Here is a 24,488-nt window from a genome sequence, read left to right on the forward strand (position 1 = left end):
CGGCGATGACACCGGGGCTACATAGCCTGACTTTGCACAACAAGGCTGGATAAAGAAAGTCGATCCGCTGTAACCCACAGACGGGTGAGCAGCCCGCACGGAGAATCGCCATGACTCAGATCGCCCGCATCAGTGACACCGGCAATGAACGCCGCCTGCAAGCCGAACGCCTGGTTGGCGCCCAGGCTTTGCAAGAAGCACAGGCCTTGCGTTTCAACGTATTCAGCGGCGAATTTAACGCCAAGCTGAAGGGCGCGGAGCTGGGTCTGGACATGGATGACTACGACATTCACTGCTTCCACATCGGCGTGCGCGACCTGAATACCGGACGTCTGGTGGCGACCACCCGCCTGCTCGACCACGCGGCCGCCAGCACCTTGGGCAAGTTCTACAGCGAAGAAGAATTCAGCCTGCATGGCCTGGTCCATCTGAAGGGCCCGATCCTGGAAATCGGCCGTACCTGCGTCGACCCGGCCTACCGCAACGGCGGCACCATCGCCGTGCTCTGGGGCGAACTGGCCGAAGTCCTGAACCAGGGCGGCTACAGCTATCTGATGGGTTGCGCGAGCATTCCGATGCAGGACGGCGGCATCCAGGCCCACGCCATCATGCAGCGTCTGCGCGAACGCTACCTGTGCACCGAACACCTGCGCGCCGAGCCGAAAAAGCCGCTGCCCGCGCTGGACATCCCTTCCAACGTCATCGCCGAAATGCCACCGCTGCTCAAGGCCTACATGCGCCTGGGTGCGAAGATCTGCGGCGAGCCGTGCTGGGACGAAGATTTCCAGGTGGCCGATGTGTTCATCCTGCTCAAGCGCGACGAGCTTTGCCCGCGCTACGCCAAACACTTCAAGGCGGCTGTCTGATGAGTCGGTTGCGCGTTTACGCGCGAATCGCCCGGGTTCTGCTGGTGGTCGTGCTGGGCCTGTGCATGGCCAGTGTGTTCGGTGTATTCGAACGCCTGGGCCTGGCCCATTCGATGGTGCGACGCCAGCGCTGGTCGCGGTTTTTCATGGCCCGCCTGAGCAATGCCCTGCCCTTCGACATCAGGGTGCAAGGCGAGCTGCCAAAGACCCCGATGCTGTGGGTCAGCAACCACGTTTCCTGGACCGACATCCCGCTGCTGGGGATGCTCACGCCGCTGTCGTTCCTGTCCAAGGCCGAAGTGCGCACCTGGCCCGTCGCGGGCTGGCTGGCGGCCAAGGCCGGCAGCCTGTTCATTCGCCGCGGTTCGGGCGACAGCCAGTTGATCCGCAAACAGATGACGCGCCACCTGCAACAGGAGCATCCACTGCTGATGTTCCCCGAAGGCACCACCACCGACGGCCGCTCCCTGCGCACCTTCCATGGTCGCCTGTTGTCGGCGGCGATCGATTCCGAGGTGAAGTTGCAGCCGGTGGCGATCCGTTACCTGCGCAACGGCGAGCCCGATACGCTGGCGCCGTTCATTGGCGACGACGACCTGCTCTCGCACCTGATGCGCCTGTTTGCCAATGATCGGGGTGAAGTAGAGATCCACCTGCTCAAACCGATTGCCTGCGAAGGTCGTGAGCGCGCGGCACTGGCGTTCGAAGCGCAACAGGCGGTGCAGAAGGCGTTGTTCGGGGTGATTCCGGAAACCCAACGGGCGCCGATGCGTCCTGCGATTGCGGCCTGACGCAATTCTCCATGTAGAAATGCAAAACCCTGTGGGAGCGAGCCTGCTCGCGATAGCGGTTCAACATTCAATGAGGATGTTGAATCGAACACCGCAATCGCGAGCAGGCTCGCTCCCACATTGGTTTCATGCGCTTGGCGGGTTCTGGGCAAACGCCTGAAGCTGCGGATAGAACAACCGGAAGTCTTCACTCAACGGCTCATACAACACCCGCAATTCCTGCATCGCGGCCGCCAGTTCCTCCGGCCGGGTCAAGCGCCGCGAAATCCCCCCCAGCACCTGCTCCAGCACTTCAAATTCCCGATAAGACCCCAACCAGTCATTGGCCACCATGTGCGGCGCAATCCTCGCCAGGCGCTCCGGCAATTGCCGTTGGCTGGACAACACCCGGTACACGTCCGAAGTGAACTGCTCCAGCGGACGGTCGGCGTACAGCCGCCAGTCGCGGGCCAGGCAGTGGTCGAAAAACACGTCGAGGACGATCCCCGCGTAACGCCTGCGGGTCAGGGAAAAGCGCGACAGGGACGCATCCACCAGCGGATGGCGGTCAGTGAATACGTCGATGCTGCGATGCAACTGGATGGCCGTTTCGATCTCCGGCTCGAACTGCCCTTGCAGCCGTCCCTTGACGAAATCGCCATACAGGCTGCCGAGCAATTGACCGGGGCGCTGGCCACCGAGGTGAAGATGTGCGAGATAGTTCATCCGCGCAGCTTAGCACTGCCCCCTTGTAACGTTACAGCCAATGTATCGTTATAACCCGATATACCGATTTGCTCGGTCGTGAGATCGAAATCATATTTGTATATCGCGAAATAACGATTTAAATTTCGCCTCATCGCGATATAGCGTTTTACACATCACGAGCCCACATCATGACCATCAATCTCGACGAAATAATAAAAGCCCTGGCGCACCCGGTACGGCGAGAAATCCTGCACTGGCTAAAAGACCCGGACGTCGAATTCCCCGATCAGAGCCACAGCAATGAGCACGGCGTTTGTGCCGGGCAGATCGACCAACGTTGCGGTTTGTCGCAGTCCACGGTGTCCGCCCATTTGGCGACCCTGCAACGCGCCGGCCTGATCAGCAGCCGCAAAGTCGGCCAGTGGCACTTTTTCAAACGTAACGAGGAAACCATCCAGGAATTCCTCAAAACATTCAGCAAAGAGCTCTGACCCTTAACGTCAGCAAGCCGACAAGGAACAAACCCATGCCCCTCTCGCTACTCATACTGGCGCTAAGCGCCTTCGCCATCGGCACCACCGAATTCGTCATCATGGGCTTGCTGCCCAACGTGGCGGCCGACCTTGGTGTTTCGATCCCCGGCGCCGGCTGGCTGGTGACGGGCTATGCGTTGGGCGTGGCCATCGGTGCACCGTTCATGGCACTGGCGACCGCCAAACTGCCGCGCAAGGCCGCGCTGGTGGTGTTGATGGGCATCTTCATTGTCGGCAACCTGCTCTGTGCGGTGGCCACTGATTACAACGTACTGATGTTCGCCCGGGTGGTGACTGCCCTGTGCCACGGTGCGTTCTTCGGCATCGGTTCGGTGGTGGCCGCCAGCCTGGTGCCCGCCAACAAGCGCGCCTCGGCCGTGGCCCTGATGTTCACCGGCCTGACCCTGGCCAACGTGCTGGGTGTGCCGCTGGGTACTGCCCTCGGTCAGCAAGCCGGCTGGCGCTCGACCTTCTGGGCGGTGACCGTGATTGGTGTGATCGCCCTGATCGGCCTGATTCGTTTCCTGCCGGCCAAGCGCGATGAAGAAAAACTCGATATGCGCGCCGAACTGCGTGCCCTCAAAGGCGCCGGCATCTGGCTGTCCCTGAGCATGACCGCAATGTTCGCAGCCTCGGTGTTCACCCTGTTCACCTACGTCGCGCCGCTGCTGGGCGACGTCACCGGCGTCTCCCCTCGCGGTGTGACCTGGACCCTGATGCTCATCGGCCTGGGCCTGACCGTCGGCAACATCATTGGCGGCAAGCTGGCCGACAAAGGCCTGGCCGCAACGCTGATCGGCGTATTCATCGCGATGGCCGTGGTGTCCACGGTGCTGACCTGGACCAGCGTCGCGCTGATCCCGACCGAAATCACCCTGTTCCTCTGGGCCACCGCGTGTTTTGCCGCTGTGCCTGCCTTGCAGGTCAACGTGGTGACCTACGGCAAGGCCGCCCCGAACCTGGTCTCGACCCTGAACATCGGCGCCTTCAACGTCGGCAACGCCCTGGGCGCCTGGGTCGGCGGCAGCGTCATCGCCCACGGCTACGGCCTGACCAGCGTGCCTCTGGCGGCTGCCGCACTGGCGGTATTCGCCCTGGTCCTGACCCTGATCACTTTCCGTCAGAGCGGTAATCCCGAACTGGCTCCTGCTACCAACTGATACCTCACAAGGGTTTAGAAATGACGACTATTTTCGATCCGATCAAACTGGGCGACCTCGAGCTGTCCAACCGCATCATCATGGCTCCGCTGACCCGCTGCCGCGCCGACGAAGGTCGCGTGCCCAACGCACTGATGGCCGAGTACTACGTACAACGCGCCTCCGCCGGCCTGATCCTCAGCGAAGCCACCTCGGTCACCCCGATGGGCGTCGGCTACCCGGACACCCCGGGCATCTGGTCCAACGACCAGGTACGTGGCTGGACCAACGTCACCAAGGCGATCCACGGCGCGGGCGGCAAGATCTTCCTGCAACTGTGGCACGTCGGCCGTGTTTCCCATGAGTCGTACCTGAACGGCGAAAAGCCGGTCGCTCCGAGCGCCATCCAGCCTAAAGGCCACGTCAGCCTGGTTCGCCCGCTGGCCGACTACCCGACGCCACGCGCCCTGGAAACCGCTGAAATCGCCGACATCGTCGATGCCTACCGCGTCGGCGCGGAAAACGCCAAGGCCGCCGGCTTCGACGGCGTGGAAATCCACGGTGCCAACGGCTACCTGCTCGACCAGTTCCTGCAAAGCAGCACCAACCAGCGTACCGACCAGTACGGCGGCTCCGTGGAAAACCGTGCGCGCCTGTTGCTGGAAGTGACCGACGCCGCCATCGAAGTCTGGGGCGCCGGCCGTGTCGGCGTACACCTGGCACCACGCGCCGACTCCCATGACATGGGCGACGACAACCTGGCCGAAACCTTCACCTACGTCGCTCGCGAACTGGGCAAACGCGGCATCGCCTTCATCTGCTCCCGCGAGAAAGAAGGCGCCGACAGCCTCGGCCCACAAATCAAGGAAGCCTTCGGCGGCCCGTACATCGTCAACGAACGCTTCACCAAGGACAGCGCCAACGCCTGGCTGGCAGCGGGCAAGGCTGATGCAGTGGCCTTCGGCATCCCGTTCATTGCCAACCCGGACCTGCCCGCTCGCCTGAAAGCCGATGCACCGCTGAACGAAGCGCGTCCGGAGCTGTTCTACGGTAAAGGCCCGGTCGGTTACATCGACTATCCGACGTTGTAATCGTCAGCCGTTGAAATGCAGAAGCCCCGGACTCGTGAGAGCCGGGGCTTTTTGTTTGTTGCGGGTTTCACGCATCCCCCTGTAGGAGCGAGCCTGCTCGCGAAAAAACCAAGCTCGGCGCGGGGTATCTGGCTTTGCGCGTTATCGTTGACGACCATCGCGAGCAGGCTCGCTCCTACAGGGATCGACTCCGACCCTGGCATTCGCGCTTTCTCACAAGGGCGACACAAAATCCCTACAAAATACTGAGCTAACTGCCTGTCAACCGGTCAAACCTAAGTATATAAAAGCCCCCCACTGCCGCTGCGCCCGTGAAGAACTGTTCATCTACGGCTTCAGCGATTGACACCCGTGGAGCCGATTACGCATGTTGTTTCATTTACGCAGGCTGGGGCTCAGACGCAGCATGTCGATCGCGATATCGACCCAGCGCTCGGCCTCGGTGTGCAGTTCGAAGCTCTCGGGGGTCAGCAGCCACTGGTACAGCAGGCCGTCGATGTAGGCATGAATGCTGATGGCCGCCCGGGCAGTGTCGAGGTCTGCCGGCAGCTGCCCACGATTCACGGCATTACGCAGGGTCAGGCCAATGCGCATGTTGCAATCGAGGCTGGCGGTCTGGCGCTGCTGGCGCAGGTCGCACATTTCATCGGTGAATTCGCACTTGTGAAACAAAATTTCATTGATGCGCCGGGTCTTGGGGTCCAGTGCAACTTCATGAAACAAATGGATCAGCAACCTGCGCATACAGCCCAGGGGGTCGAGTTCGTCTTCGCTCTCGGCGGCCTTGGCCAGCTCGTCCAAAGGCTCATGCAGGGTGTCGAGCATGGCCTGGACCAGGTCGGCCTTGTTGCTGAAATGCCAGTAGATGGCCCCGCGAGTGACGCCGGCCAGAGTCGCGATATCCGCCAGCGTGGTACGGGCCACGCCCCGCTCGTAAAAGGCTTTTTCAGCCGCTTCGAGTATCTGGTTGCGGGTTTCTTGAGCTTCCTCTTTGGTGCGACGGACCATGGCAGTACAACCTCAATCAGGGTGCTTCAGCGATGTCTGAATATCAGCTGAATAAAAGTGGGGCGAGCGTTCTGGGGTCCCGTCCCCGGGCCTACAATTCGAACCTTGCGGCGGCTTCTGTAACGGTGAGGATACATAGCCAAGGTATTTACAAACAACCATGAACGTAAGTATATTCCTTAGCAAGCTACTTATCCACCCAGCACCCATTTTTTAACCTTCCATCTTTTCTTGTGCGTTCCCCAACGCGCCTGACCCGAGGATTTTCATGCAATTCAAGCCAGCTGTTACCGCTCTGGTCGCCGCCGTCGCCCTGGCATCGCTGCTTAGCGGATGCAAAAAGGAAGAAGCGGCACCGGCCGCACCACCGCCTCAGGTCGGCGTCGTCACCCTGCAACCGCAAACGTTTACGTTGACCTCCGATCTGCCGGGCCGCACCAGTGCGTACCGCATCGCGGAAGTGCGCCCACAGGTCAATGGCATCATTCTCAAGCGCCTGTTCAAGGAAGGCGGCGACGTGAAGGAAGGCCAGCAGCTCTACCAGATCGACCCGTCGGTCTATGAAGCGACACTGAAAAGTGCCGAGGCCAACCTGCGCTCCACCAAGTCGATTTCCGACCGCTACCAGCAACTGGTCAACGAGCAGGCGGTGAGCCGCCAGGAATACGACACCGCCGTGGCCAACCGCCTGCAATCGGAAGCCGCGCTGCAAACCGCCCAGATCAATGTGCGCTACACCAAGGTCTACGCGCCACTGACCGGCCGTATCGGCCGCTCTGCGGTGACGGAAGGTGCGCTGGTCAGCAACGGTCAGACCGAAGCGATGGCCGTCATCCAGCAACTTGACCCGATCTACGTCGATGTGACGCAGTCCTCCGTGGAATTGCTGCAACTGCGCCGCGAACTGGAAAGCGGTCGCCTGCAGAAGGCCGGCGACAACGCCGCCAAGGTCAAGCTGACCCTCGAAGACGGCAGCCAGTACAAGCAGGAAGGCAAGCTGGAGTTCTCCGAAGTCTCGGTCGACCAGACCACCGGCTCCGTGACCCTGCGTGCAGTGTTCCCGAACCCTGAGCACACCCTGCTGCCGGGCATGTTCGTCCACGCCCAGTTGCAGGCCGGTGTGAACAGCGCGGCGATTCTGGCCCCGCAGCAAGGCGTGACCCGCGACCTCAAGGGCACGCCGACCGCACTGGTCGTCGGTCCCGACAACAAGGTCGAACTGCGCCAGCTCAAAGCCAGCCGTACCGTCGGCAACCAATGGCTGATCGAAGACGGCCTGAAGGCCGGCGATCGCCTGATCACCGAAGGTCTGCAATTCGTCAAGCCAGGTGTCGTCGTCAAGCCTACAGACGCGACCAACGTCGGTGCGAAGAATCCGGCCCCCGCCAAGGCAGCTGAACAGGCTTCCAGCGGCAAAGGGGAGTAAACCATGTCGAAATTCTTTATCGACCGTCCGATTTTCGCCTGGGTAATTGCCCTGGTGATCATGCTGGTCGGGGCACTTTCGATCCTGCGGCTGCCGATCAACCAGTACCCGAGCATTGCGCCTCCGGCGATCGCCATTTCCGTGACCTACCCGGGTGCATCTGCGCAAACCGTGCAGGACACCGTGGTGCAAGTGATCGAGCAACAGCTCAACGGTATCGACAACCTGCGTTATGTGTCCTCGGAAAGTAACTCCGACGGCACCATGACCATCACCGCGACCTTCGAGCAAGGCACCAACTCCGACACCGCGCAGGTCCAGGTACAGAACAAGCTGAACCTGGCCACCCCGCTGCTGCCGCAAGAAGTGCAGCAGCAGGGTATCCGCGTGACCAAGGCTGTGAAGAACTTCCTGCTGGTGATCGGCGTGGTGTCCCGCGACGGCAGCATGACCAAGGACGACCTGTCCAACTACATCGTGTCCAACATGCAGGACCCGATCTCGCGGACCGCCGGTGTCGGTGACTTCCAGGTGTTCGGTTCCCAGTACGCCATGCGTATCTGGCTGGATCCGGCCAAGTTGAACAACTTCAACCTGACCCCGATCGACGTCAAGACCGCCATCGCCGCGCAAAACGTGCAGATCTCCTCCGGCCAGCTCGGCGGCCTGCCTGCCCTGCCCGGCACCCAGCTGAACGCGACGATCATCGGCAAGACCCGCCTGCAAACCGCCGAGCAGTTCAACAAGATCCTGCTCAAGGTCAACAAGGATGGCTCCCAGGTTCGCCTGAAGGATGTCGCCGAAGTAGGCCTGGGTGGCGAGAACTACAGCATCAACGCCCAGTTCAACGGCGCGCCGGCTTCGGGCCTTGCAGTGAAACTGGCCAACGGTGCCAACGCCCTCGACACGGCAAAAGCGCTGCGCAAGACCATCGACAACCTCAAGCCGTTCTTCCCGCAAGGGATGGAAGTGGTGTTCCCGTACGACACCACCCCGGTGGTGACCGAGTCGATCAAGGGTGTAGTTGAAACCCTGGTCGAAGCGATCGTGCTGGTGTTCCTGGTGATGTTCCTGTTCCTGCAGAACTTCCGCGCCACCGTCATCACCACGATGACTGTGCCGGTGGTATTGCTCGGTACCTTCGGCATCCTCGCGGCCGCCGGTTTCAGCATCAACACCCTGACCATGTTCGGCATGGTGCTGGCCATCGGCTTGCTGGTGGACGACGCCATCGTCGTGGTGGAGAACGTCGAACGGGTGATGAGCGAAGAAGGCCTGTCGCCCAAGGAAGCCACCAAGAAATCCATGGGCCAGATCCAGGGCGCCCTGGTGGGTATCGCTCTGGTACTGTCGGCGGTACTGCTGCCGATGGCGTTCTTCAGCGGCTCCACCGGTGTGATCTACAAGCAGTTCTCGATCACCATCGTCTCGGCCATGGCCCTGTCGGTACTGGTGGCCTTGATCTTCACCCCGGCGCTGTGCGCCACCATGCTCAAGGCGATTCCCAAAGGCGAGCACGGCACGCCCAAACGCGGATTCTTCGGCTGGTTCAACCGCAACTTCGACCGTGGCGTACGCAGCTACGAGCGTGGCGTAGGCAACATGCTGGCGCAAAAGGCTCCGTACCTGCTGGCCTACATCATCATCGTCGTCGGCATGATCTGGCTGTTCACCCGCATTCCGACCGCGTTCCTGCCCGAAGAAGACCAGGGCGTACTGTTCGCCCAGGTGCAGACCCCGGCCGGTTCGACGTCCCAGCGTACCCAGGTGGTCGTGGACCAGATGCGTGAATTCCTGCTGCGTCCGGGCAAGGATGGCGGTGAAGGCGACGCGGTGAACTCGGTGTTTACCGTGACCGGCTTCAACTTCGCCGGTCGTGGCCAGAGCTCGGGTATGGCGTTCATCATGCTCCGTCCGTGGGACGAGCGTAACGCCGATAACAGCGTGTTCAAGGTCGCGGCCCGTGCGCAGCAGCACTTCTTTACCTTCCGCGATGCGATGGTGTTCGCCTTCGCCCCGCCTGCGGTACTGGAGCTGGGTAACGCCACCGGTTTCGACGTGTTCCTGCAGGACCGCGCCGGTATCGGTCACGACAAGTTGATGGAAGCCCGCAACCAGTTCCTCGGCATGGCCGCGCAAAGCAAGGTGCTGACGCAAGTGCGTCCGAACGGTTTGAACGACGAACCGCAGTACCAGCTGGAAATCGATGACGAGAAGGCCAGTGCCTTGGGCATTACCATCGCCGACATCAACAACACGCTGTCGATTGCCTTGGGCAGTAGCTACGTCAACGACTTCATCGACCGTGGTCGTGTGAAGAAGGTGTACGTGCAAGGCAAGCCCGGCGCGCGCATGAGTCCGGAAGACCTGCAGAAGTGGTACGTGCGCAACCGCGACGGCACCATGGTTCCGTTCACGGCGTTCGCCAAGGGCGAGTGGATCTACGGCTCGCCGAAACTGGCCCGATACAACGGCGTGGAAGCGATGGAAATCCTCGGTGCCCCGGCCCCGGGTTATTCCACCGGTGAAGCCATGGCCGAAGTCGAAGCCATCGCCAAGAAACTGCCAGCGGGTGTCGGCATCTCCTGGACCGGTCTGTCCTATGAGGAACGTCTGTCCGGCTCCCAGGCTCCGGCGTTGTACGCGTTGTCACTGCTGATGGTGTTCCTGTGTCTGGCGGCGCTGTATGAAAGCTGGTCGATTCCGATTGCGGTGATGCTGGTCGTACCGCTGGGGATCATCGGTGCGCTGATGGCCACCAGCCTGCGCGGTCTGTCCAACGACGTGTACTTCCAGGTGGGTCTGTTGACGACTATCGGTCTGGCGGCGAAAAACGCCATTCTGATTGTCGAATTTGCCAAGGAGCTGCACGAACATGGGCGCAGTCTGCGCGATGCGGCCATCGAAGCCTGCCGCATGCGTCTGCGACCGATCATCATGACCTCGCTCGCCTTCGTTCTCGGTGTGGTGCCACTGGCCATCTCCACGGGCGCAGGCTCCGGTAGCCAGCATGCAATCGGTACCGGTGTGATTGGCGGTATGATCACCGCCACCGTACTGGCGATCTTCTGGGTCCCGCTGTTCTTTGTCACCGTGTCGTCCATGGGCCAGCGCAAAATCGCCAGCCAGGACGATGCCATTGAACCTTCTAAAGAGGCTGGCTAATGAGCAAGTCGCTACTTTCCCTGGCAGTTGCCGCCTTTGTGCTCGGTGGTTGCTCGCTGATTCCCGATTATCAGCAGCCGCAAGCGCCGGTGGCCGATCAATACCCGCAGGGCCAGGCGTACTCGCCGGCCCAGGCGCCTGCACAGGCCGCCGCGGAGCAAGGCTGGAAGCAGTTTTTCCATGACCCGGCGCTACAACAGCTGATCCAGGTCGCCCTGGAAAACAACCGTGACCTGCGTGTCGCGGCCCTGAACATCGACGCCTTCGCGGCTCAGTACCGCATCCAGCGTGCCGATCTGTACCCGGCCGTTTCGGCCAATGGCAGCGGCAGCCGCCAGCGGGTTCCGGAAAACGCCACGCAATCGGGTCAGTCGGGCATCGTCAGTTCCTACTCGGCCACCGTCGGTATCAGCGCCTATGAACTCGACCTGTTCGGTCGGGTTCGCAGCCTGAGCGAAGAAGCGTTGCAGAAGTACTTCGCCACCGAAGAAGGCCGGCGCAGTACCCAGATCAGCCTGGTGGCCAGCGTGGCCAATGCCTACCTGACCTGGCAGGCCGACAAGGAACTGTACAAGCTGACCCAGGACACCCTCGCCGCGTTCGAGGAGAGCTACAAGCTCACCGCCCGCAGCAACGAAGTGGGTGTCGCCTCGGCCCTGGATCTGGCGCAGTCGCGGACCTCGGTGGAAAACGCCCGGGCGCAACTGGCCAAGTACACCCGCCAGGTCGCCCAGGATGAAAACAGCCTGGTGCTGCTGCTCGGCACCGGCATTCCGGCCAACCTGCAAGCGGCCCAACCGCTCAACGATGATTTGCTGAGCGAAGTACCGCCTGGCCTGCCATCGGACCTGCTGCAACGTCGTCCGGACATCCTGCAAGCCGAATACAACCTCAAGGCCGCCAACGCCAACATCGGCGCGGCGCGGGCTGCGTTCTTCCCGAGCATCAGCCTCACCGCCAATGCCGGCACCCTGAGCCCGGACCTGTCCGGCCTGTTCAAGGGCGGTTCGGGCACCTGGCTGTTCCAGCCGCAGATCAACCTGCCGATCTTCAACGCCGGCAGCCTGCGCGCCAGCCTGGATTACTCGAAAATCCAGAAGGACATTGGCGTGGCGAACTACGAGAAGTCCATTCAGACGGCCTTCCAGGAAGTCGCCGACGGCCTGGCCGCCCGCGAGACCTACACCCATCAGTTGCAGGCGCAGCGTGATTTCGTCAGCGCCAACCAGGACTACTACCGCCTGGCCGAGCGTCGCTACCGCATCGGTGTCGACAGCAACCTGACCTTCCTCGATGCCCAGCGTCAGCTGTTCAGCGCCCAACAGGCGCTGATCACCGACCGCCTGGCGCAGCTGGTCAGCGCCGTGAACCTGTACAAGGCGCTGGGTGGTGGCTGGAACGAACAGACGGCGAAGAACGAGCCATTGAAGGAAGAAGCGCCGAAGATGCGGATGTTCTGATAGCGCTGTAAATGCAAATAGCCCACCTATTGGTGGGCTTTTTGTTATCTGCCGCAAAGGTGTGGCGCCTGTTCTGGCCTCATCGCGAGCAGGCTCGCTCCTACAGTTGATCCGGTTTCTCCAGAAAGAATGCGATCCATTGTAGGAGCGAGCCTGCTCGCGATGAGGCCCGCATAGTCACTACAAAACCGAAGTTCATCTTATGTTCGATAATCGCCCAAAACCCTCTTTCCGAGATTGAACCATCTAGTACATTCACATCACCATCGAACCACAAAACCAATAACAACAGGTTCGACACCATGACCCCGCGCCCTGCCCCGTCCGGCTGATCCCCAGGCTTCATCCAAACCTGTCGACTACACGTCTGCACCCTTCCCGGCTGCGGCACTAACCCGTTTCACCCCCAAGAATTAGAGAGACCCGAGCCCATGACGCCTTCCACCGCGCAGTATTTCGTTCCCAGCCTGATCGCCGTCGCCCTGGCCAGCGCGGCCCTGCCCGCCCAAGCCGAGGAGACAGGCTTTGTCGAAGGCGCCAAGGTCAACTTGAACCTGCGCAACTTCTACATCAACCGCAACTTCACCAACCCGACCAAGGCTCAGGGCAAGGCTGAAGAGTGGACACAAAGCTTCATTCTCGACGCCAAGTCCGGCTTCACCCAAGGCACCGTCGGCTTCGGCATGGATGTGCTGGGGCTGTACTCGGTGAAACTCGATGGCGGCAAAGGCACCGGCGGCACGCAACTGCTGCCGCTGGACAGCGACGGTCGCCCGGCAGATAACTTCGGCCGCACCAACGTGGCATTCAAGGCGAAGTTGTCACAGACCGAAGTGAAGGTCGGCGATTGGATGCCGGTGCTGCCGATCCTGCGCTCCGACGACGGCCGCTCCCTGCCGCAAACCTTCCGTGGCGGGCAGATCACCTCGAAGGAAATCAACGGCCTGACGCTCTACGGCGGCCAGTTCCGGCAGAACAGCCCGCGTGACGACAGCAGCATGGACGACATGTCGATGACCGGCAAAGCCGCGTTCACCTCGGACCGCTTCAACTTCCAGGGCGGCGAATACCTGTTCAATGAAAAGCGCACCCAGATCGGCCTGTGGAACGCCGAGCTCAAGGACATCTATAGCCAGCAATTCATCAACCTGACCCACAGCCAACCCATCGGCGACTGGACCCTGGGCGCCAACCTCGGGTTCTTCTACGGCAAGGACGACGGCAGCGCCCGCGCCGGGGATCTGGACAACAAGACGATGTACGGCCTGTTCTCCGCCAAATACGGCGGCAACACCTTCTACGTCGGCCTGCAAAAACTCACCGGCGACAGCCCATGGATGCGGGTCAACGGCACCAGCGGCGGCACCCTGGCCAACGACAGCTACAACTCCAGCTACGACAACGCCCGGGAAAAATCCTGGCAGGTGCGCCACGACTACAACTTCGTCGCCCTCGGCGTGCCCGGCCTGACCCTGATGAACCGCTACATCAGTGGCGACAACGTACACACCGGCAGCATCACCGACGGCAAGGAATGGGGACGTGAAAGTGAACTGGGCTACACCGTGCAGAGCGGTGCGCTGAAGGATCTGAACGTGAAATGGCGCAACTCGACCATGCGCCGGGACTACAGCAACAACGAATTCGATGAGAACCGCGTGATCATCAGCTACCCGATCAGCCTGTTGTAAACCTCACCACCGCTATCGCGAGCAGGCTCGCTCCCACAGTCGACCGCATTCCTTCTGGAAAAACACGGTTAACTGTGGGAGCGAGCCTGCTCGCGATGGCGTCAGCTCAAGCATCGAAAATCCCGAAGCTTACTCCCGCGATTCAACCCCCAACTCATCCCACACCGACTCCGCCAGGTGGAACGTGGCGTTGGCCGCCGGGATGCCGCAGTAGATCGCGCTCTGCATGATCACTTCCTTGATCTCTCCCCGGCTGACGCCATTGTTGGCGGCGGCGCGCAGGTGCAGTTTGAGCTCGCCTTCGCGGTTCATGCCGATCAGCATGGCGATGGTGATCAGGCTGCGGGTGTGGCGCGGCAGGCCCGGGCGGGTCCAGATGTCACCCCAGGCGTGGCGGGTGATCATTTCCTGGAACTCCGAGTTGAACTCGGTCAGGGTGCTCAGGCTGCGGTCGACGTGGGCATCGCCCAGCACGGCGCGGCGAACCTTCATGCCTTCGTCGTAACGTTGTTTCTCGTCCACGAAAATTCCCCTCAACGAGCCGTCAGAAACGCCAGCACACGCTCGCTGAAAGCGTCGCCAGCCTGAACGTTGGACAAGTGCGCGGCATAGAACTCGGCGTACTCGGCCCCCGGCACGTGTTCCTGAATGAAATGCCCGCCGGACGGCGGCGTGACGGCATCCTGGGCACCGGCGATCACCAGCAGCGGCGCCTTGATCGAAGACAGCTGATCACGGAAATCGGCATCACGCACCGCCGCGCAGTTGGCCGCATAGCCTTGCGGTGAAGTGGCCGCCAGCATGTCGGTAATCTGCTTGGCCGCCGCCGGGTTGGCTTCGGAGAAGTCCGGGGTGAACCAGCGGGCAATCGATGCATCACGCAGCGCGACCATGGCCGCTGCACCGTCACGCAGAACCGTTTCAATGCGCGGGTTCCAGATCGACGGATCGCCGATTTTCGCCGCGGTGTTGCACACGATCAGCTTGTTCAGTCGCTCACCGGCGTTGATGCCCAGCCACTGGCCGATCAGCCCGCCCATGGACAGCCCGCAGAAATGCGCCCGTTCGATGTGCAAGGCATCCAACAGCCCCAACACGTCATGGCCCAATTGCTCGATGCTGTAAGGCCCTGGTGTCACCAGCGATTGGCCGTGGCCGCGGGTGTCGAAACGCAGCACGCGAAAATGCTCGGTGAACGCCGGGATTTGCGCATCCCACATGTGCAGGTCGGTGCCCAGGGAGTTGGACAGCACCAGCACCGGCGCATCCACCGGGCCGTCGAGTTGGTAATGCAGTTCGCCATCGGCGAGTTGTACGAAAGCCACAGCAATCTCCTTCAGGCAGTCAATGCAGAATGTTCAGCCACCGCTCGTTCGACCCAGGTACGGGCCTGGCCGAGGTAATGGGCGGGGTCCAGCAGATGATCGAGTTCGACCGCCGACAGCTGGGCAGTCACTTGCGGCTCGTCGCCGAGCACCGCGCGCAGATGCCGTTGTTCGGCCACGGCGCGCTTGCAGCATTGCTCCAACAGATGATGCGCGGTGTCGCGCCCTACCCGTTGCGCCAGGACAATGCTCACCGCTTCGGCGAGCACCAGCCCTTGAGTCAAATCGAGGTTGCGCGCCATGCGCTCGGCATCCACTTCCAGGCCGCCGGCCACCAGCAGCGCCTGCTTGAGGCTGCCGGACACCAGGCAGCAAATCTCCGGCAGGGTTTCCCACTCGGCATGCCACAGGCCCAGGCTGCGCTCGTGCTCCTGGGGCATGGCACTGAACAGGGTCGAGAGCAGGCCGGGCACGCGGGTCGCCGCGCCGATCAGCACGGCCGCGCCCACCGGATTGCGCTTGTGCGGCATGGTCGAGGAACCACCCTTGCCCGGCGCCGAAGGCTCGAACACTTCGCCCGCTTCGGTCTGCATCAGCAGGCTGATGTCGCGGCCAAGTTTGCCGAGACTGCCGGCGATCAACCCCAGAACAGAGCCGAACTCCACCAAGCGATCACGCTGGGTGTGCCACGGTTGGTCGGGCAAGGTCAGTTGCAGCTCTTCGGCCAACGCCTGGGCAATTGGCATCGCCTTGTCACCCAGGGCCGCGAGGGTGCCGGACGCGCCGCCGAATTGCAGCACCAGCAGGCGCGGCTTGAGTTCGTGCAAGCGCTGACGGCTACGGGTTACCGCGCCCAACCACCCGGCTATCTTCATGCCGAGGGTGACCGGGGTCGCATGTTGCAGCCAGGTACGCCCGGCCAGCGGTGTAGCCGCATGGCGCTGGGCCTGGGTCGCAAGCGTCTGTCCAAGCTGAGCCAGATCGCTGTCGATCAGCTCCAGCGCGCGGCGCAGTTGCAACACCAGGCCGCTGTCCATCACGTCCTGGCTGGTCGCGCCCAAATGCACGTAACGTTCGGCCTCGGCATCGTTGGCCGCAATCTGCTTGCCCAACGCCTTGACCAGCGGAATCGCCGAGTTGCCGGCGATGGCAATCGCTTCACCGAGGGCGGCAAAGTCGAAATGCCCGGCCTGGCAGGCGCCTTCGATGGAAGCCACGGCGCTCTGCGGAATCAGTCCGACCCGCGCTTCGGCCCGGGCCAGCGCCGCTTCGAAATCAAGCATGGCCTGGACCCGGCCCTGATCGCTGAAGACCTCACGCATATCGCGGGCAGTGAAATAGGCATCGAACAATTGATTGCCCGGTCGCTGGTTCATAAACAGTCCCTGGAGGCGCGGGCCGGTCAGGGCCCGCGGAAAGATCAAAGGTCGTGGTGCAGATATTTGGCCTGTTTCGGCAGGCGCAGGCTGAACAGGAAGGCAATCGCCATCATCACCGTCACGTACCAGTAGAAGGAGTTTTCCATGCCACCGGCCTTGAGGCTAAGGGCGACATATTCCGCCGAACCACCGAAGATCGCGTTCGCCACCGCATAGGCCAGGCCGACGCCCAGTGCGCGCACTTCCGGCGGGAACATCTCGGCTTTTACCAGGCCGCTGATCGAGGTGTAGAAACTGACGATCGCCAGGGCCAGGGTGATCAGCACGAAGGCCACGAACGGACTGCCGACGCTTTTCAGGCTCAACAGAATCGGCACGGTGCACAAGGTCCCGAGGGCACCGAACCAGAGCATCGAGTTACGCCGGCCGATCTTGTCGGCGAGCATGCCGAAAAACGGCTGCATGCACATATAAAGAAAGAGCGCGCCGGTCATGATGTAGCTGGCGGTCTTGGCGGGCATGCCGGCGGTGTTCACCAGGTATTTCTGCATATATGTGGTGAAGGTGTAGAAAATCAGCGAGCCACCGGCGGTGTAACCGAGCACGGTGATGAAGGCCGCCTTGTGATCGCGAAACAGTGCGCTGATGCTGCCGGCGTCCTTGTTTTCGCGCATTTCCTTGCTGGTGGTTTCTTTCAGCGAACGACGCAGGTACAGCGAAATCAGCGCCGCACAGGCACCGACCACGAATGGAATCCGCCAGCCGTAGGCGCGCAGCTCATCCTCGGTGAGGAACTGCTGCAAAATCACCACCAGCAACACCGCCAGCAATTGCCCGCCGATCAGAGTCACGTACTGGAAGGACGCGAAGAAACCGCGCTGGCCCTTGAGGGCGACTTCGCTCATATAGGTTGCTGTGGTGCCGTACTCGCCGCCCACCGACAGGCCCTGGAGCAAGCGGGCGAACAGCAGGAGAATCGGCGCCCAGACCCCGATGCTGTTGTAGGTCGGCAGACATGCGATGAGCAATGAGCCGAAACACATCATCAGAATCGAGATCAACATCGAATTCTTGCGGCCATGCCTGTCCGCAACGCGGCCGAAGATCCAGCCGCCAATCGGTCGCATCAGGAAGCCGGCGGCAAACACGCCCGCGGTATTGACCAGCTGTACCGTGGGGTTGTCGGACGGGAAGAAGGCCGGCGCGAAATAGATTGCGCAGAAGGCGTAGACGTAAAAGTCGAACCATTCGACCAGGTTGCCGGACGAGGCGCCGACAATGGCAAAGATCCGTTTGCTGCGCTCTTCGCCTGTGTAGAGGGCGGGTGTAGCGGTTGGCGTTGTCATTGTTTTTCACTCAATGGGGACAGTGAGAGTCTAGACATACTTTGCAACAGTCCCGTTCCACAGATGCATCTTGAACACCTATTCCCTGTGGGAAACCCCTCCCCCTGTAGGAGCGAGCCTGCTCGCGATGGCGGTGTGTCAGTGACATCAAAACTGACTGATACACCGCTTCGCGAGCAGGCTCGCTCCTACAGGGGGGGGGCGTAGCCCGTCAGACGCGTTCGATCGCCAGTGCCAGACCCTGGCCCACGCCGACGCACATGGTCGCCAGACCTTTCTTGCCGCCGGTTTTCTCCAGCTGATGCAGCGCCGTCAGTACCAGGCGAGCACCGCTCATGCCCAGCGGATGGCCCAGGGCAATGGCGCCACCGTTCGGATTGACCTGCGGCGCGTCGTCGGCGATCCCCAGTTCACGCAGCACCGCCAGACCCTGGCTGGCGAAGGCTTCGTTGAGTTCGATCACGTCGAAATCGCTGACTGCCACACCCAGGCGCTCGGTCAGTTTGCGCACAGCCGGCACCGGGCCGATGCCCATCACTCGAGGGGCAACACCGGCGCTGGCCATGCCCAGCACTTTGGCGCGGGCGGTCAGGCCGTGCTTTTTCACAGCTTCGGCCGAGGCCAGAATCAAGGCTGCCGCACCGTCGTTCACGCCGGAAGCATTGCCGGCGGTGACGGTTTTGTCCGGACCATTGACCGGCTTCAACTTGGTCAGGGCTTCCAGGGTGGTGTCGGCGCGAGGATGTTCGTCCTGGCTGACCACGGTTTCACCCTTTTTATGGGCAATGCGCACTTCGACAATTTCTTCGGCGAAGAAGCCGGCGGCCTGGGCAACGGCGGTGCGTTGCTGGCTGCGCAGGGCGAAGGCGTCCTGGTCGGCGCGGGAGACCTTGTAGTCGTCGGCCACGTTGTCGGCGGTCTGCGGCATCGCATCCACGCCGTACTGGGCTTTCATCAACGGGTTGATGAAGCGCCAGCCGATGGTGGTGTCTTCCAGCTTCATGTTGCGCGAGAACGACGCGTCGGCCTTGCCCATCACGAACGGTGCGCGGGACATCGACTCGACGCCGCCGGCAATCGCCAGCTCCATTTCGCCGCTGGCGATGGCACGGAACGCGGTGCCGATGGCATCCATGCCCGAAGCGCAGAGACGGTTGAGGGTCACGCCCGGAATGGTTTCCGGCAGCCCGGCCAGCAGCAGCGCCATGCGCGCCACGTTGCGGTTGTCTTCACCGGCCTGGTTGGCGCAGCCGAGGAACACCTCGTCCACGGCCGTCCAGTCCACCGACGGATTGCGCTCCATCAGGGCCTTGATCGGAACGGCGGCCAGGTCGTCGGCGCGGACCGCCGACAGGCCACCGCCGAAGCGGCCGATGGGGGTGCGAATCGCATCGCAGATATAAACCTCGCGCATCATGCTTCTCCCGGTGCTTGGCCGTGAGCCGCGGCGGTACGGGCTTCCAGGTCACGCAGCGCGGTCAGCTCGACCTCGGTCGGCTCGGCGGTGACGACAACGCTGTCGGCGAAACGGATCGGCCAACCGGTGGCGGCGATCACTTGCTCGCGGGTCACGCCCGGGTGCAGTGCGGTGACCACGAATTCATTGGTGCCGGTTTCCGGTTCCATGGTGCACAAGTCGGTGATGATGCCGACCGGACCGGCGCCTGGCAGGCCAAGACGCTTGCGCGAGTCGCCGCCTTCACCGTGGCCGACCGAGGTAATGAAGTCGAGCTTGTCGACGAACGAACGCGCCGATTGCTTGAGAATGATCAGCACGCTCTTGGCGGAACCGGCGATCTCCGGTGCACCGCCGGCGCCCGGCAGACGGACTTTCGGCGAGTGGTAGTCGCCGACCACGGTGGTGTTGATGTTGCCGAAGCGGTCGACCTGGGCCGCGCCGAGGAAACCGACGTCGATGCGACCGCCCTGCAGCCAGTAGCGGAAGATTTCGCCGGTCGGGACCACGGTGTCGGCGGTTTCCGCCAGTTCACCGTCACCGATCGACAGTGGCAGCACGCTTGGCTTGGCGCCGATCGGGCCCGATTCGTAGATCAGGACTACGTCTGGCGAGGACGTCAGGCGGGCCAGGTTGGCCGCTTTCGATGGCAGGCCGATGCCCACGAAGCACACCGAGCCGTTCTTCAGGCGACGGGCAGCGGCGACGGTCATCATTTCATTGGTGGTGTAAGTCATTACTTCGCCTCCGAAGCGGCGGCCAGCTTGGCCTTGAACTCGCTGAAGTCAGCGCTGCCGTGGATGAATTCGTTGATCCACGCGGTGAAGGTTTCACGGTCGCGGGCAATCGGGTCCCAGGCCTGGTAGAAGCGGTTGTCACGCTCGTTGTAACCGTGGGCGTAGGACGGATGCGCGCCACCCGGTACATGGCAGACCGCGCTCAGGGCCCAGGTCGGCAGGACGCAGGAGTTCATCGGCGCATTGAGGTCGTCGACGATTTCTTCAACGGTGACGATGCAACGCTTGGCGGCCAGCACGGCTTCTTTCTGCACGCCGAGAATGCCCCACAGCAGCACGTTGCCCTTGCGGTCGGCTTTCTGCGCGTGGATCACGGTGACGTCCGGACGTACCGAAGGCACGGCGGCCAGCACTTCGCCGGTGAACGGGCAGGTAACGGATTTGATCAGCGGGTTGACCTTCGGCAGGTCGGAACCGGCGTAGGCACGCAGTACGGCGAACGGCAGGCCGGAAGCGCCAGCGACATAGGCGTTGGCCAGGTCGGCGTGGCTGTGTTCTTCGATTTCCAGCGCGTGTGGCCACTGCTTCTCGACGGCGTCACGCAGACGGTGCAGGGAACCTACACCCGGGTTGCCGCCCCAGGAGAAAACCAGCTTGCGAGCACAACCGGCACCGATCAACTGGTCGTAGATCAGGTCAGGCGTCATCCGTACCAGGGTCAGGTCTTTCTTGCCCTGACGAATGATTTCATGACCCGCCGCCGTTGGGATCAGGTGGGTGAAGCCTTCGAGCGCGACGGTATCGCCGTCATTCACGAATTGCTTCACCGCGTCGTGCAGCGAAAGAATCTCAGCCATTTGGGGCAGGCTCCCATTTGTTGTTAACCGACAGTGGAAAAAGGCGCCGATGCGCAGCGCCGGATGACTGAAGATTAAGCCTGTGAAATACCTCAAACAATCCGATAATCGACTGAGCGTTCGATTATCGAACACATTGTTGCGCGCCTACCGATTCTAAAAGCTTCGCGGGCAAGCCCGCTCCCACAGGGTTAATCGTGGTCCCTGTGGGAGCGGGCTTGCCCGCGATGAGGCCTCCAAAATCACTGGAGATCCCGGATCAACCCGTCAGGTCGCATCCGCATGACTGACCACACCCTTGATCACCACCGCCGTGGTTGCCAGGGCCGCTGGTATCACCAGCGCTGTCAGTACCTGCTCGAAATTCCAGCCCAACCCCAGCAACGTCGCGCCCATCCAGGCGCCGAGGATGGCGCCGAAACGGCCGATCCCGAGCATCCACGACACACCCGTGGCGCGCCCCTGGGTCGGATAAAAGCGCGCGGCCAGTGATGGCATTGCCGATTGCGCGCCGTTGACGCACATCCCGGCCACCAGTACCAGGGTCGCCAGCAGTGTGATGTTGCCCAGGCTCTGCCCCACCGCGTAGGCAAACACCCCGGCCAGCAGGTAGAAAGTGCCGATCACCTTGTGCGGATTGAAGCGGTCCATGGCCCAGCCTACACCCACTGCGCTCAAGACACCGCCGAACTGGAACAACGCGCCGATGAACGCGGCCTGCTCCATGCTCGCGCCGCTGTCGCGCATCAGGGTCGGCAGCCAGCTGGTCAGCAGATAAACAATCACCAGGCCCATGAAATAGGTCAGCCACAGCAACAAGGTGCCAACGCTGTAGGTGCCGGAGAAGACCACGGCGAACACGTTGCGCGCCTTCACGGTTTTCTGTTCCGGCACACTGAACGCGGAGGCCTGGGCGACCAGGGTCGGGTCAATGGGTGCCAGGGTCTTGCGCACTTTGTCGGTGCCACGGTTACGGACGACAAGGAAGCGTGCCGATTCCGGCAGCCAGAGCAGCAGAACGACGGCAAGGATCAACGGCAAAATCCCGCCGATCAGCAGCAGGCTGTGCCAGCCGAATGCCGGGATCAGCTTGGCGGAAATGAAGCCACCACCCGCCATGCCCAGGTTGAAACCGCAGAACATGCTGGTCACCAGCAAGGATTTCTTGCGCTCGGGGGTGTACTCGGACAGCAGCGTGGTGGCGTTCGGCATGCCGGCGCCCAGCCCCAGGCCGGTGAGGAAGCGCAACACCAGCAACTGATCGACGCTGGTGCTGTACGCCGAGGCCAGGCTGAACGCACCGAACAACAGCACGGCGCCGACCAGTACGACTTTTCGCCCGAAGCGGTCGGCCAAAGGGCCCGAACCCAGTGCGCCGAAGACCATGCCGATCAACGCCGCACTCATGACCGGGCCCAGGCTGGCACGGTCAATGCCCCAGTCTTGCGACAGGGCCGGGGCGATGAACCCCATGGCCGCGGTGTCGAGGCCATCGAGGAACACAATCAGAAAACACAGGATCACTACACGCCACTGGTAGCGTGAAATGGGTTGAGCATTGATGAAGGTCTGTACGTCTAGGACGTTTCCTACAGCAGACTGAGGCTGGTTCATTATTTTTATTCCATGCGGTACGCAGTCGAACGGGTGCCAGCCCAAGCTGGCGCAGCCGCGACAGTATTAACCCGCAGGAAACAGCGTCAATTCACCGAAAACGACTCCGTGCGATTATCGAACAGCTTAGGCAAACAGTTGCGCGCTGAGGTCGCGACTGGCACTCAAAAGGCCCGGTAGGAAGCGTTGTTCCAGCTCGTTTCGACTGACCCGACCGGCATGGGTGCTAACGTTGAGGGCTGCGACCACCTGGCCTGACGCGTCGTACACCGGTACGGCAATCGAACGCAGGCCTTGCTCCAGCTCCTGATCGACGATGCACCAACCTTGTCTTCTCACTTCCTGCAGGCATTCGAGCAGGGCTTCGGGGGTGTGCAGGGTGCGGCTGGTCTTGGCCTGCAGGTCGGCGTGATCGAGGTATTCCTGTAGCGAGGTGTCATCCAGCGCCGCCAGCAGGATTCGGCCCATCGATGTGCAATAGGCCGGCAGGCGCCCGCCCACCGAGAGATCGACCGAGATCAGACGCTGCGTGGTCGCGGAACGGGCGATGTACAGAATGTCATCACCTTCCAGCGTGGCCATGTTGCAGGCTTCGTGCAATTGCTCGCTCATGCGGTCCAGGTAAGGCTGGGCCGATACCGCCAGCGGCGTCGAGGAGACGTAGGCATGGCCGAGGGTCAGCACTTTGGGCAGCAATGAATAGGTGCGGCCGTCGGTGGTGGCGTAGCCGAGTTTGATCAGGGTATGCAGGCAACGCCTTACGGCGGCGCGGGGAATTTCCGTGCGGTGGCTGATCTGGGCGATGGTCAGGTGCCGCTTGCGCTCCTGGAACGCTTGCACCACCGCCAGGCCGCGCGCCAGCGAAGTCATGAAATCCGGGTCGCCGGTCAGCGCCTGGATCCGCTTGGCAGGCGATGCCACGATTGGTGGCGCTACGGATGCGAAGGAATTGCGCAATTGATCATTCATTTAAGGTCCTTTCCTGTGCGGATCAGCGACTATTACAGGCGTCATGGGCCCCGCAAACAAGCCCGGCCAGGCGACATTGGGCGATTATCGAACCCTCGACCGATAATCGCAACCACCCGCCTTCTCCACCGGATGCGTCCTTCTCTATATGTATTCGCGCGCGCCTGATGTTGATTTAAGGCCGATGTAATTGCCTAAGTTGTTCGACTTAATGGCGTCAGAAATGCATCGCCGCACAATGGCTTCAGTCATACGCTAGTTGCCGGTAAAACTTGTGGGCAACAAAACATTCACGCAGCGATATTCACTTTTAAGTGTTTGGCGATAGAGTTCTGTGAATCGCTCGCTATAATACAAATCAGTAGCCCGGCGTTTTCTCATTCGCCGCTGCCGCTACTCGGTGACGCGACATTGCATTGCCAACGCGCTCGCCAAAACAGGAAACTGATGCTACGTCAGCTATTTATCTCTGGTGCCGTGGCCGCCTGCAACATGGACGTATTGATCACCCTGCCGTAAACGATGCCTGCATGGGCGTTGTCCTCTCGTCGAGCGTGATCAATACATTGAGCGCAGCGCGTTTCACCAGAATTTATCTCAACTCAATCAGGTAGCACTGTGACGAAAGACGAACTGCGCGCAGAACTTGAGCGCCAGGAACAACGTTACAAGGAAGTTTACGGCGGGGAAGTCACCACCTACGCCGCCCAACCCGAACCGGAACGCAAACCCTGGCGTAAACGCGCCACCGTTCAGGATCAGGTTTTCAAGCAGGAACTGGAAAAAATGGAAAAGGAACTCAAAGCCGAGGAGCCATGACGGCTTCGGCTTGATGCCTTCCAGGGTCTGTTTTTACCCCCGCTAAAAGCGGGAAGTATTGATGTTGCCTTTTGCGCCCGCCATGAGCGGGCTGCAGCTACCTTGCCCATCTGACAGGGTACGAGGCTC

Annotated in this window: 21 protein-coding genes; 10 read left to right on the forward strand and 11 right to left on the reverse strand. The window is 61.6% G+C overall.

Annotated features, from left to right (window positions below):
- The first annotated feature begins 110 nt into the window (after positions 1-110).
- Positions 111-866, forward strand: a complete 756-nt coding sequence (gene olsB, locus ABTV29_RS24550) for an L-ornithine N(alpha)-acyltransferase (RefSeq protein ID WP_433767199.1) — start codon at positions 111-113, stop codon at positions 864-866.
- Positions 866-1,657 carry a lysophospholipid acyltransferase family protein gene (locus ABTV29_RS24555; protein ID WP_433767200.1) on the forward strand — a complete coding sequence of 264 codons (792 nt, stop codon included), beginning with the start codon at positions 866-868 and terminating at the stop codon, positions 1,655-1,657. Before olsB ends, ABTV29_RS24555 begins: the two co-directional genes overlap by 1 nt.
- 126 nt (positions 1,658-1,783) lie before the next feature.
- On the opposite strand, the gene ABTV29_RS24560 is transcribed toward ABTV29_RS24555, so the two are convergent.
- Positions 1,784-2,362 carry an ACP phosphodiesterase gene (locus tag ABTV29_RS24560; RefSeq protein WP_433767201.1) on the reverse strand — a complete coding sequence of 193 codons (579 nt, stop codon included), beginning with the start codon at positions 2,360-2,362 and terminating at the stop codon, positions 1,784-1,786.
- A gap of 170 nt (positions 2,363-2,532) precedes the next feature.
- On the opposite strand from ABTV29_RS24560, the gene ABTV29_RS24565 reads away from it, so the two are divergent.
- From ABTV29_RS24565 to ABTV29_RS24575, 3 genes are read left to right on the forward strand one after another with little or no spacing between them, the layout of a single operon-like run.
- Positions 2,533-2,835, forward strand: a complete 303-nt coding sequence (locus ABTV29_RS24565; protein ID WP_110966785.1) for an ArsR/SmtB family transcription factor — start codon at positions 2,533-2,535, stop codon at positions 2,833-2,835.
- 35 nt (positions 2,836-2,870) lie between these two features.
- Positions 2,871-4,037, forward strand: coding sequence for an MFS transporter (locus ABTV29_RS24570; protein WP_433767202.1), 1,167 nt, complete (start codon positions 2,871-2,873; stop codon positions 4,035-4,037).
- A gap of 20 nt (positions 4,038-4,057) precedes the next feature.
- Complete coding sequence (locus ABTV29_RS24575; protein ID WP_433767203.1) at positions 4,058-5,107, forward strand: alkene reductase; 1,050 nt, start codon at positions 4,058-4,060, stop codon at positions 5,105-5,107.
- A 375-nt stretch (positions 5,108-5,482) separates the two neighbouring features.
- On the opposite strand, the gene ABTV29_RS24580 is transcribed toward ABTV29_RS24575, so the two are convergent.
- The gene (locus tag ABTV29_RS24580; protein WP_433767204.1) at positions 5,483-6,115 is read right to left on the reverse strand and encodes a TetR family transcriptional regulator; all 633 of its coding nucleotides are present in this window, start codon (positions 6,113-6,115) and stop codon (positions 5,483-5,485) included.
- Positions 6,116-6,383: 268 nt separating this feature from the next.
- Here ABTV29_RS24580 and ABTV29_RS24585 point away from each other — a divergent pair, with 268 nt between their 5' ends.
- From ABTV29_RS24585 to ABTV29_RS24600, 4 genes are all read left to right on the forward strand, one after another.
- A complete protein-coding gene (locus tag ABTV29_RS24585) occupies positions 6,384-7,541 on the forward strand; it encodes an efflux RND transporter periplasmic adaptor subunit (protein WP_433767205.1) in 1,158 nt (385 codons plus the stop codon).
- 3 nt (positions 7,542-7,544) lie between these two features.
- The gene (gene emhB / locus ABTV29_RS24590) at positions 7,545-10,706 is read left to right on the forward strand and encodes an efflux RND transporter permease subunit EmhB (protein ID WP_433767206.1); all 3,162 of its coding nucleotides are present in this window, start codon (positions 7,545-7,547) and stop codon (positions 10,704-10,706) included.
- Entirely contained in the window at positions 10,706-12,166 is a 1,461-nt protein-coding gene (gene emhC / locus ABTV29_RS24595; RefSeq protein ID WP_433767207.1) for an efflux RND transporter outer membrane subunit EmhC, read from the forward strand. The genes emhB and emhC overlap by 1 nt, the downstream gene beginning before the upstream one ends.
- 431 nt (positions 12,167-12,597) lie before the next feature.
- Positions 12,598-13,857, forward strand: coding sequence for an OprD family porin (locus tag ABTV29_RS24600; RefSeq protein WP_433767208.1), 1,260 nt, complete (start codon positions 12,598-12,600; stop codon positions 13,855-13,857).
- Positions 13,858-13,986: 129 nt separating this feature from the next.
- Here ABTV29_RS24600 and pcaC read toward each other — a convergent pair whose 3' ends face one another.
- The 9 genes from pcaC to pcaR all read right to left on the reverse strand — a co-directional run bounded on the left by pcaC (position 13,987) and on the right by pcaR (position 23,540).
- Positions 13,987-14,379 (reverse strand): 4-carboxymuconolactone decarboxylase, encoded by a 393-nt coding sequence (pcaC, locus tag ABTV29_RS24605; RefSeq protein ID WP_121103636.1) that lies wholly within the window; start codon positions 14,377-14,379, stop codon positions 13,987-13,989.
- Between the two features lie 11 nt (positions 14,380-14,390).
- A complete protein-coding gene (gene pcaD, locus ABTV29_RS24610) occupies positions 14,391-15,182 on the reverse strand; it encodes a 3-oxoadipate enol-lactonase (RefSeq protein ID WP_433767209.1) in 792 nt (263 codons plus the stop codon).
- Between the two features lie 11 nt (positions 15,183-15,193).
- A complete protein-coding gene (locus tag ABTV29_RS24615; RefSeq protein ID WP_433767210.1) occupies positions 15,194-16,558 on the reverse strand; it encodes a 3-carboxy-cis,cis-muconate cycloisomerase in 1,365 nt (454 codons plus the stop codon).
- A 44-nt stretch (positions 16,559-16,602) separates the two neighbouring features.
- Positions 16,603-17,907: an MFS family transporter gene (locus ABTV29_RS24620; protein ID WP_433767211.1), complete on the reverse strand. Its 1,305-nt coding sequence runs from the start codon at positions 17,905-17,907 to the stop codon at positions 16,603-16,605.
- A gap of 211 nt (positions 17,908-18,118) precedes the next feature.
- A complete protein-coding gene (pcaF, locus tag ABTV29_RS24625) occupies positions 18,119-19,324 on the reverse strand; it encodes a 3-oxoadipyl-CoA thiolase (protein ID WP_175376261.1) in 1,206 nt (401 codons plus the stop codon).
- Positions 19,321-20,100, reverse strand: coding sequence for a CoA-transferase subunit beta (locus ABTV29_RS24630; protein WP_433767212.1), 780 nt, complete (start codon positions 20,098-20,100; stop codon positions 19,321-19,323). Before ABTV29_RS24630 ends, pcaF begins: the two co-directional genes overlap by 4 nt.
- Positions 20,100-20,957: a CoA transferase subunit A gene (locus tag ABTV29_RS24635; protein ID WP_110966770.1), complete on the reverse strand. Its 858-nt coding sequence runs from the start codon at positions 20,955-20,957 to the stop codon at positions 20,100-20,102. Before ABTV29_RS24635 ends, ABTV29_RS24630 begins: the two co-directional genes overlap by 1 nt.
- 267 nt (positions 20,958-21,224) lie before the next feature.
- The gene (locus ABTV29_RS24640; protein ID WP_433767213.1) at positions 21,225-22,571 is read right to left on the reverse strand and encodes an MFS transporter; all 1,347 of its coding nucleotides are present in this window, start codon (positions 22,569-22,571) and stop codon (positions 21,225-21,227) included.
- A gap of 126 nt (positions 22,572-22,697) precedes the next feature.
- Positions 22,698-23,540 carry a pca regulon transcriptional regulator PcaR gene (pcaR, locus tag ABTV29_RS24645; RefSeq protein ID WP_110966768.1) on the reverse strand — a complete coding sequence of 281 codons (843 nt, stop codon included), beginning with the start codon at positions 23,538-23,540 and terminating at the stop codon, positions 22,698-22,700.
- Positions 23,541-24,158: 618 nt separating this feature from the next.
- Here pcaR and ABTV29_RS24650 point away from each other — a divergent pair.
- On the forward strand, positions 24,159-24,359 hold the full coding sequence (locus ABTV29_RS24650; protein ID WP_008056863.1) for a hypothetical protein: 201 nt from the start codon (positions 24,159-24,161) through the stop codon (positions 24,357-24,359).
- Positions 24,360-24,488: the final 129 nt, after the last annotated feature.

This window comes from Pseudomonas putida, from assembly GCF_050989985.1.
GTDB classification, from domain to species: Bacteria; Pseudomonadota; Gammaproteobacteria; order Pseudomonadales; family Pseudomonadaceae; genus Aquipseudomonas; species Aquipseudomonas putida_AI.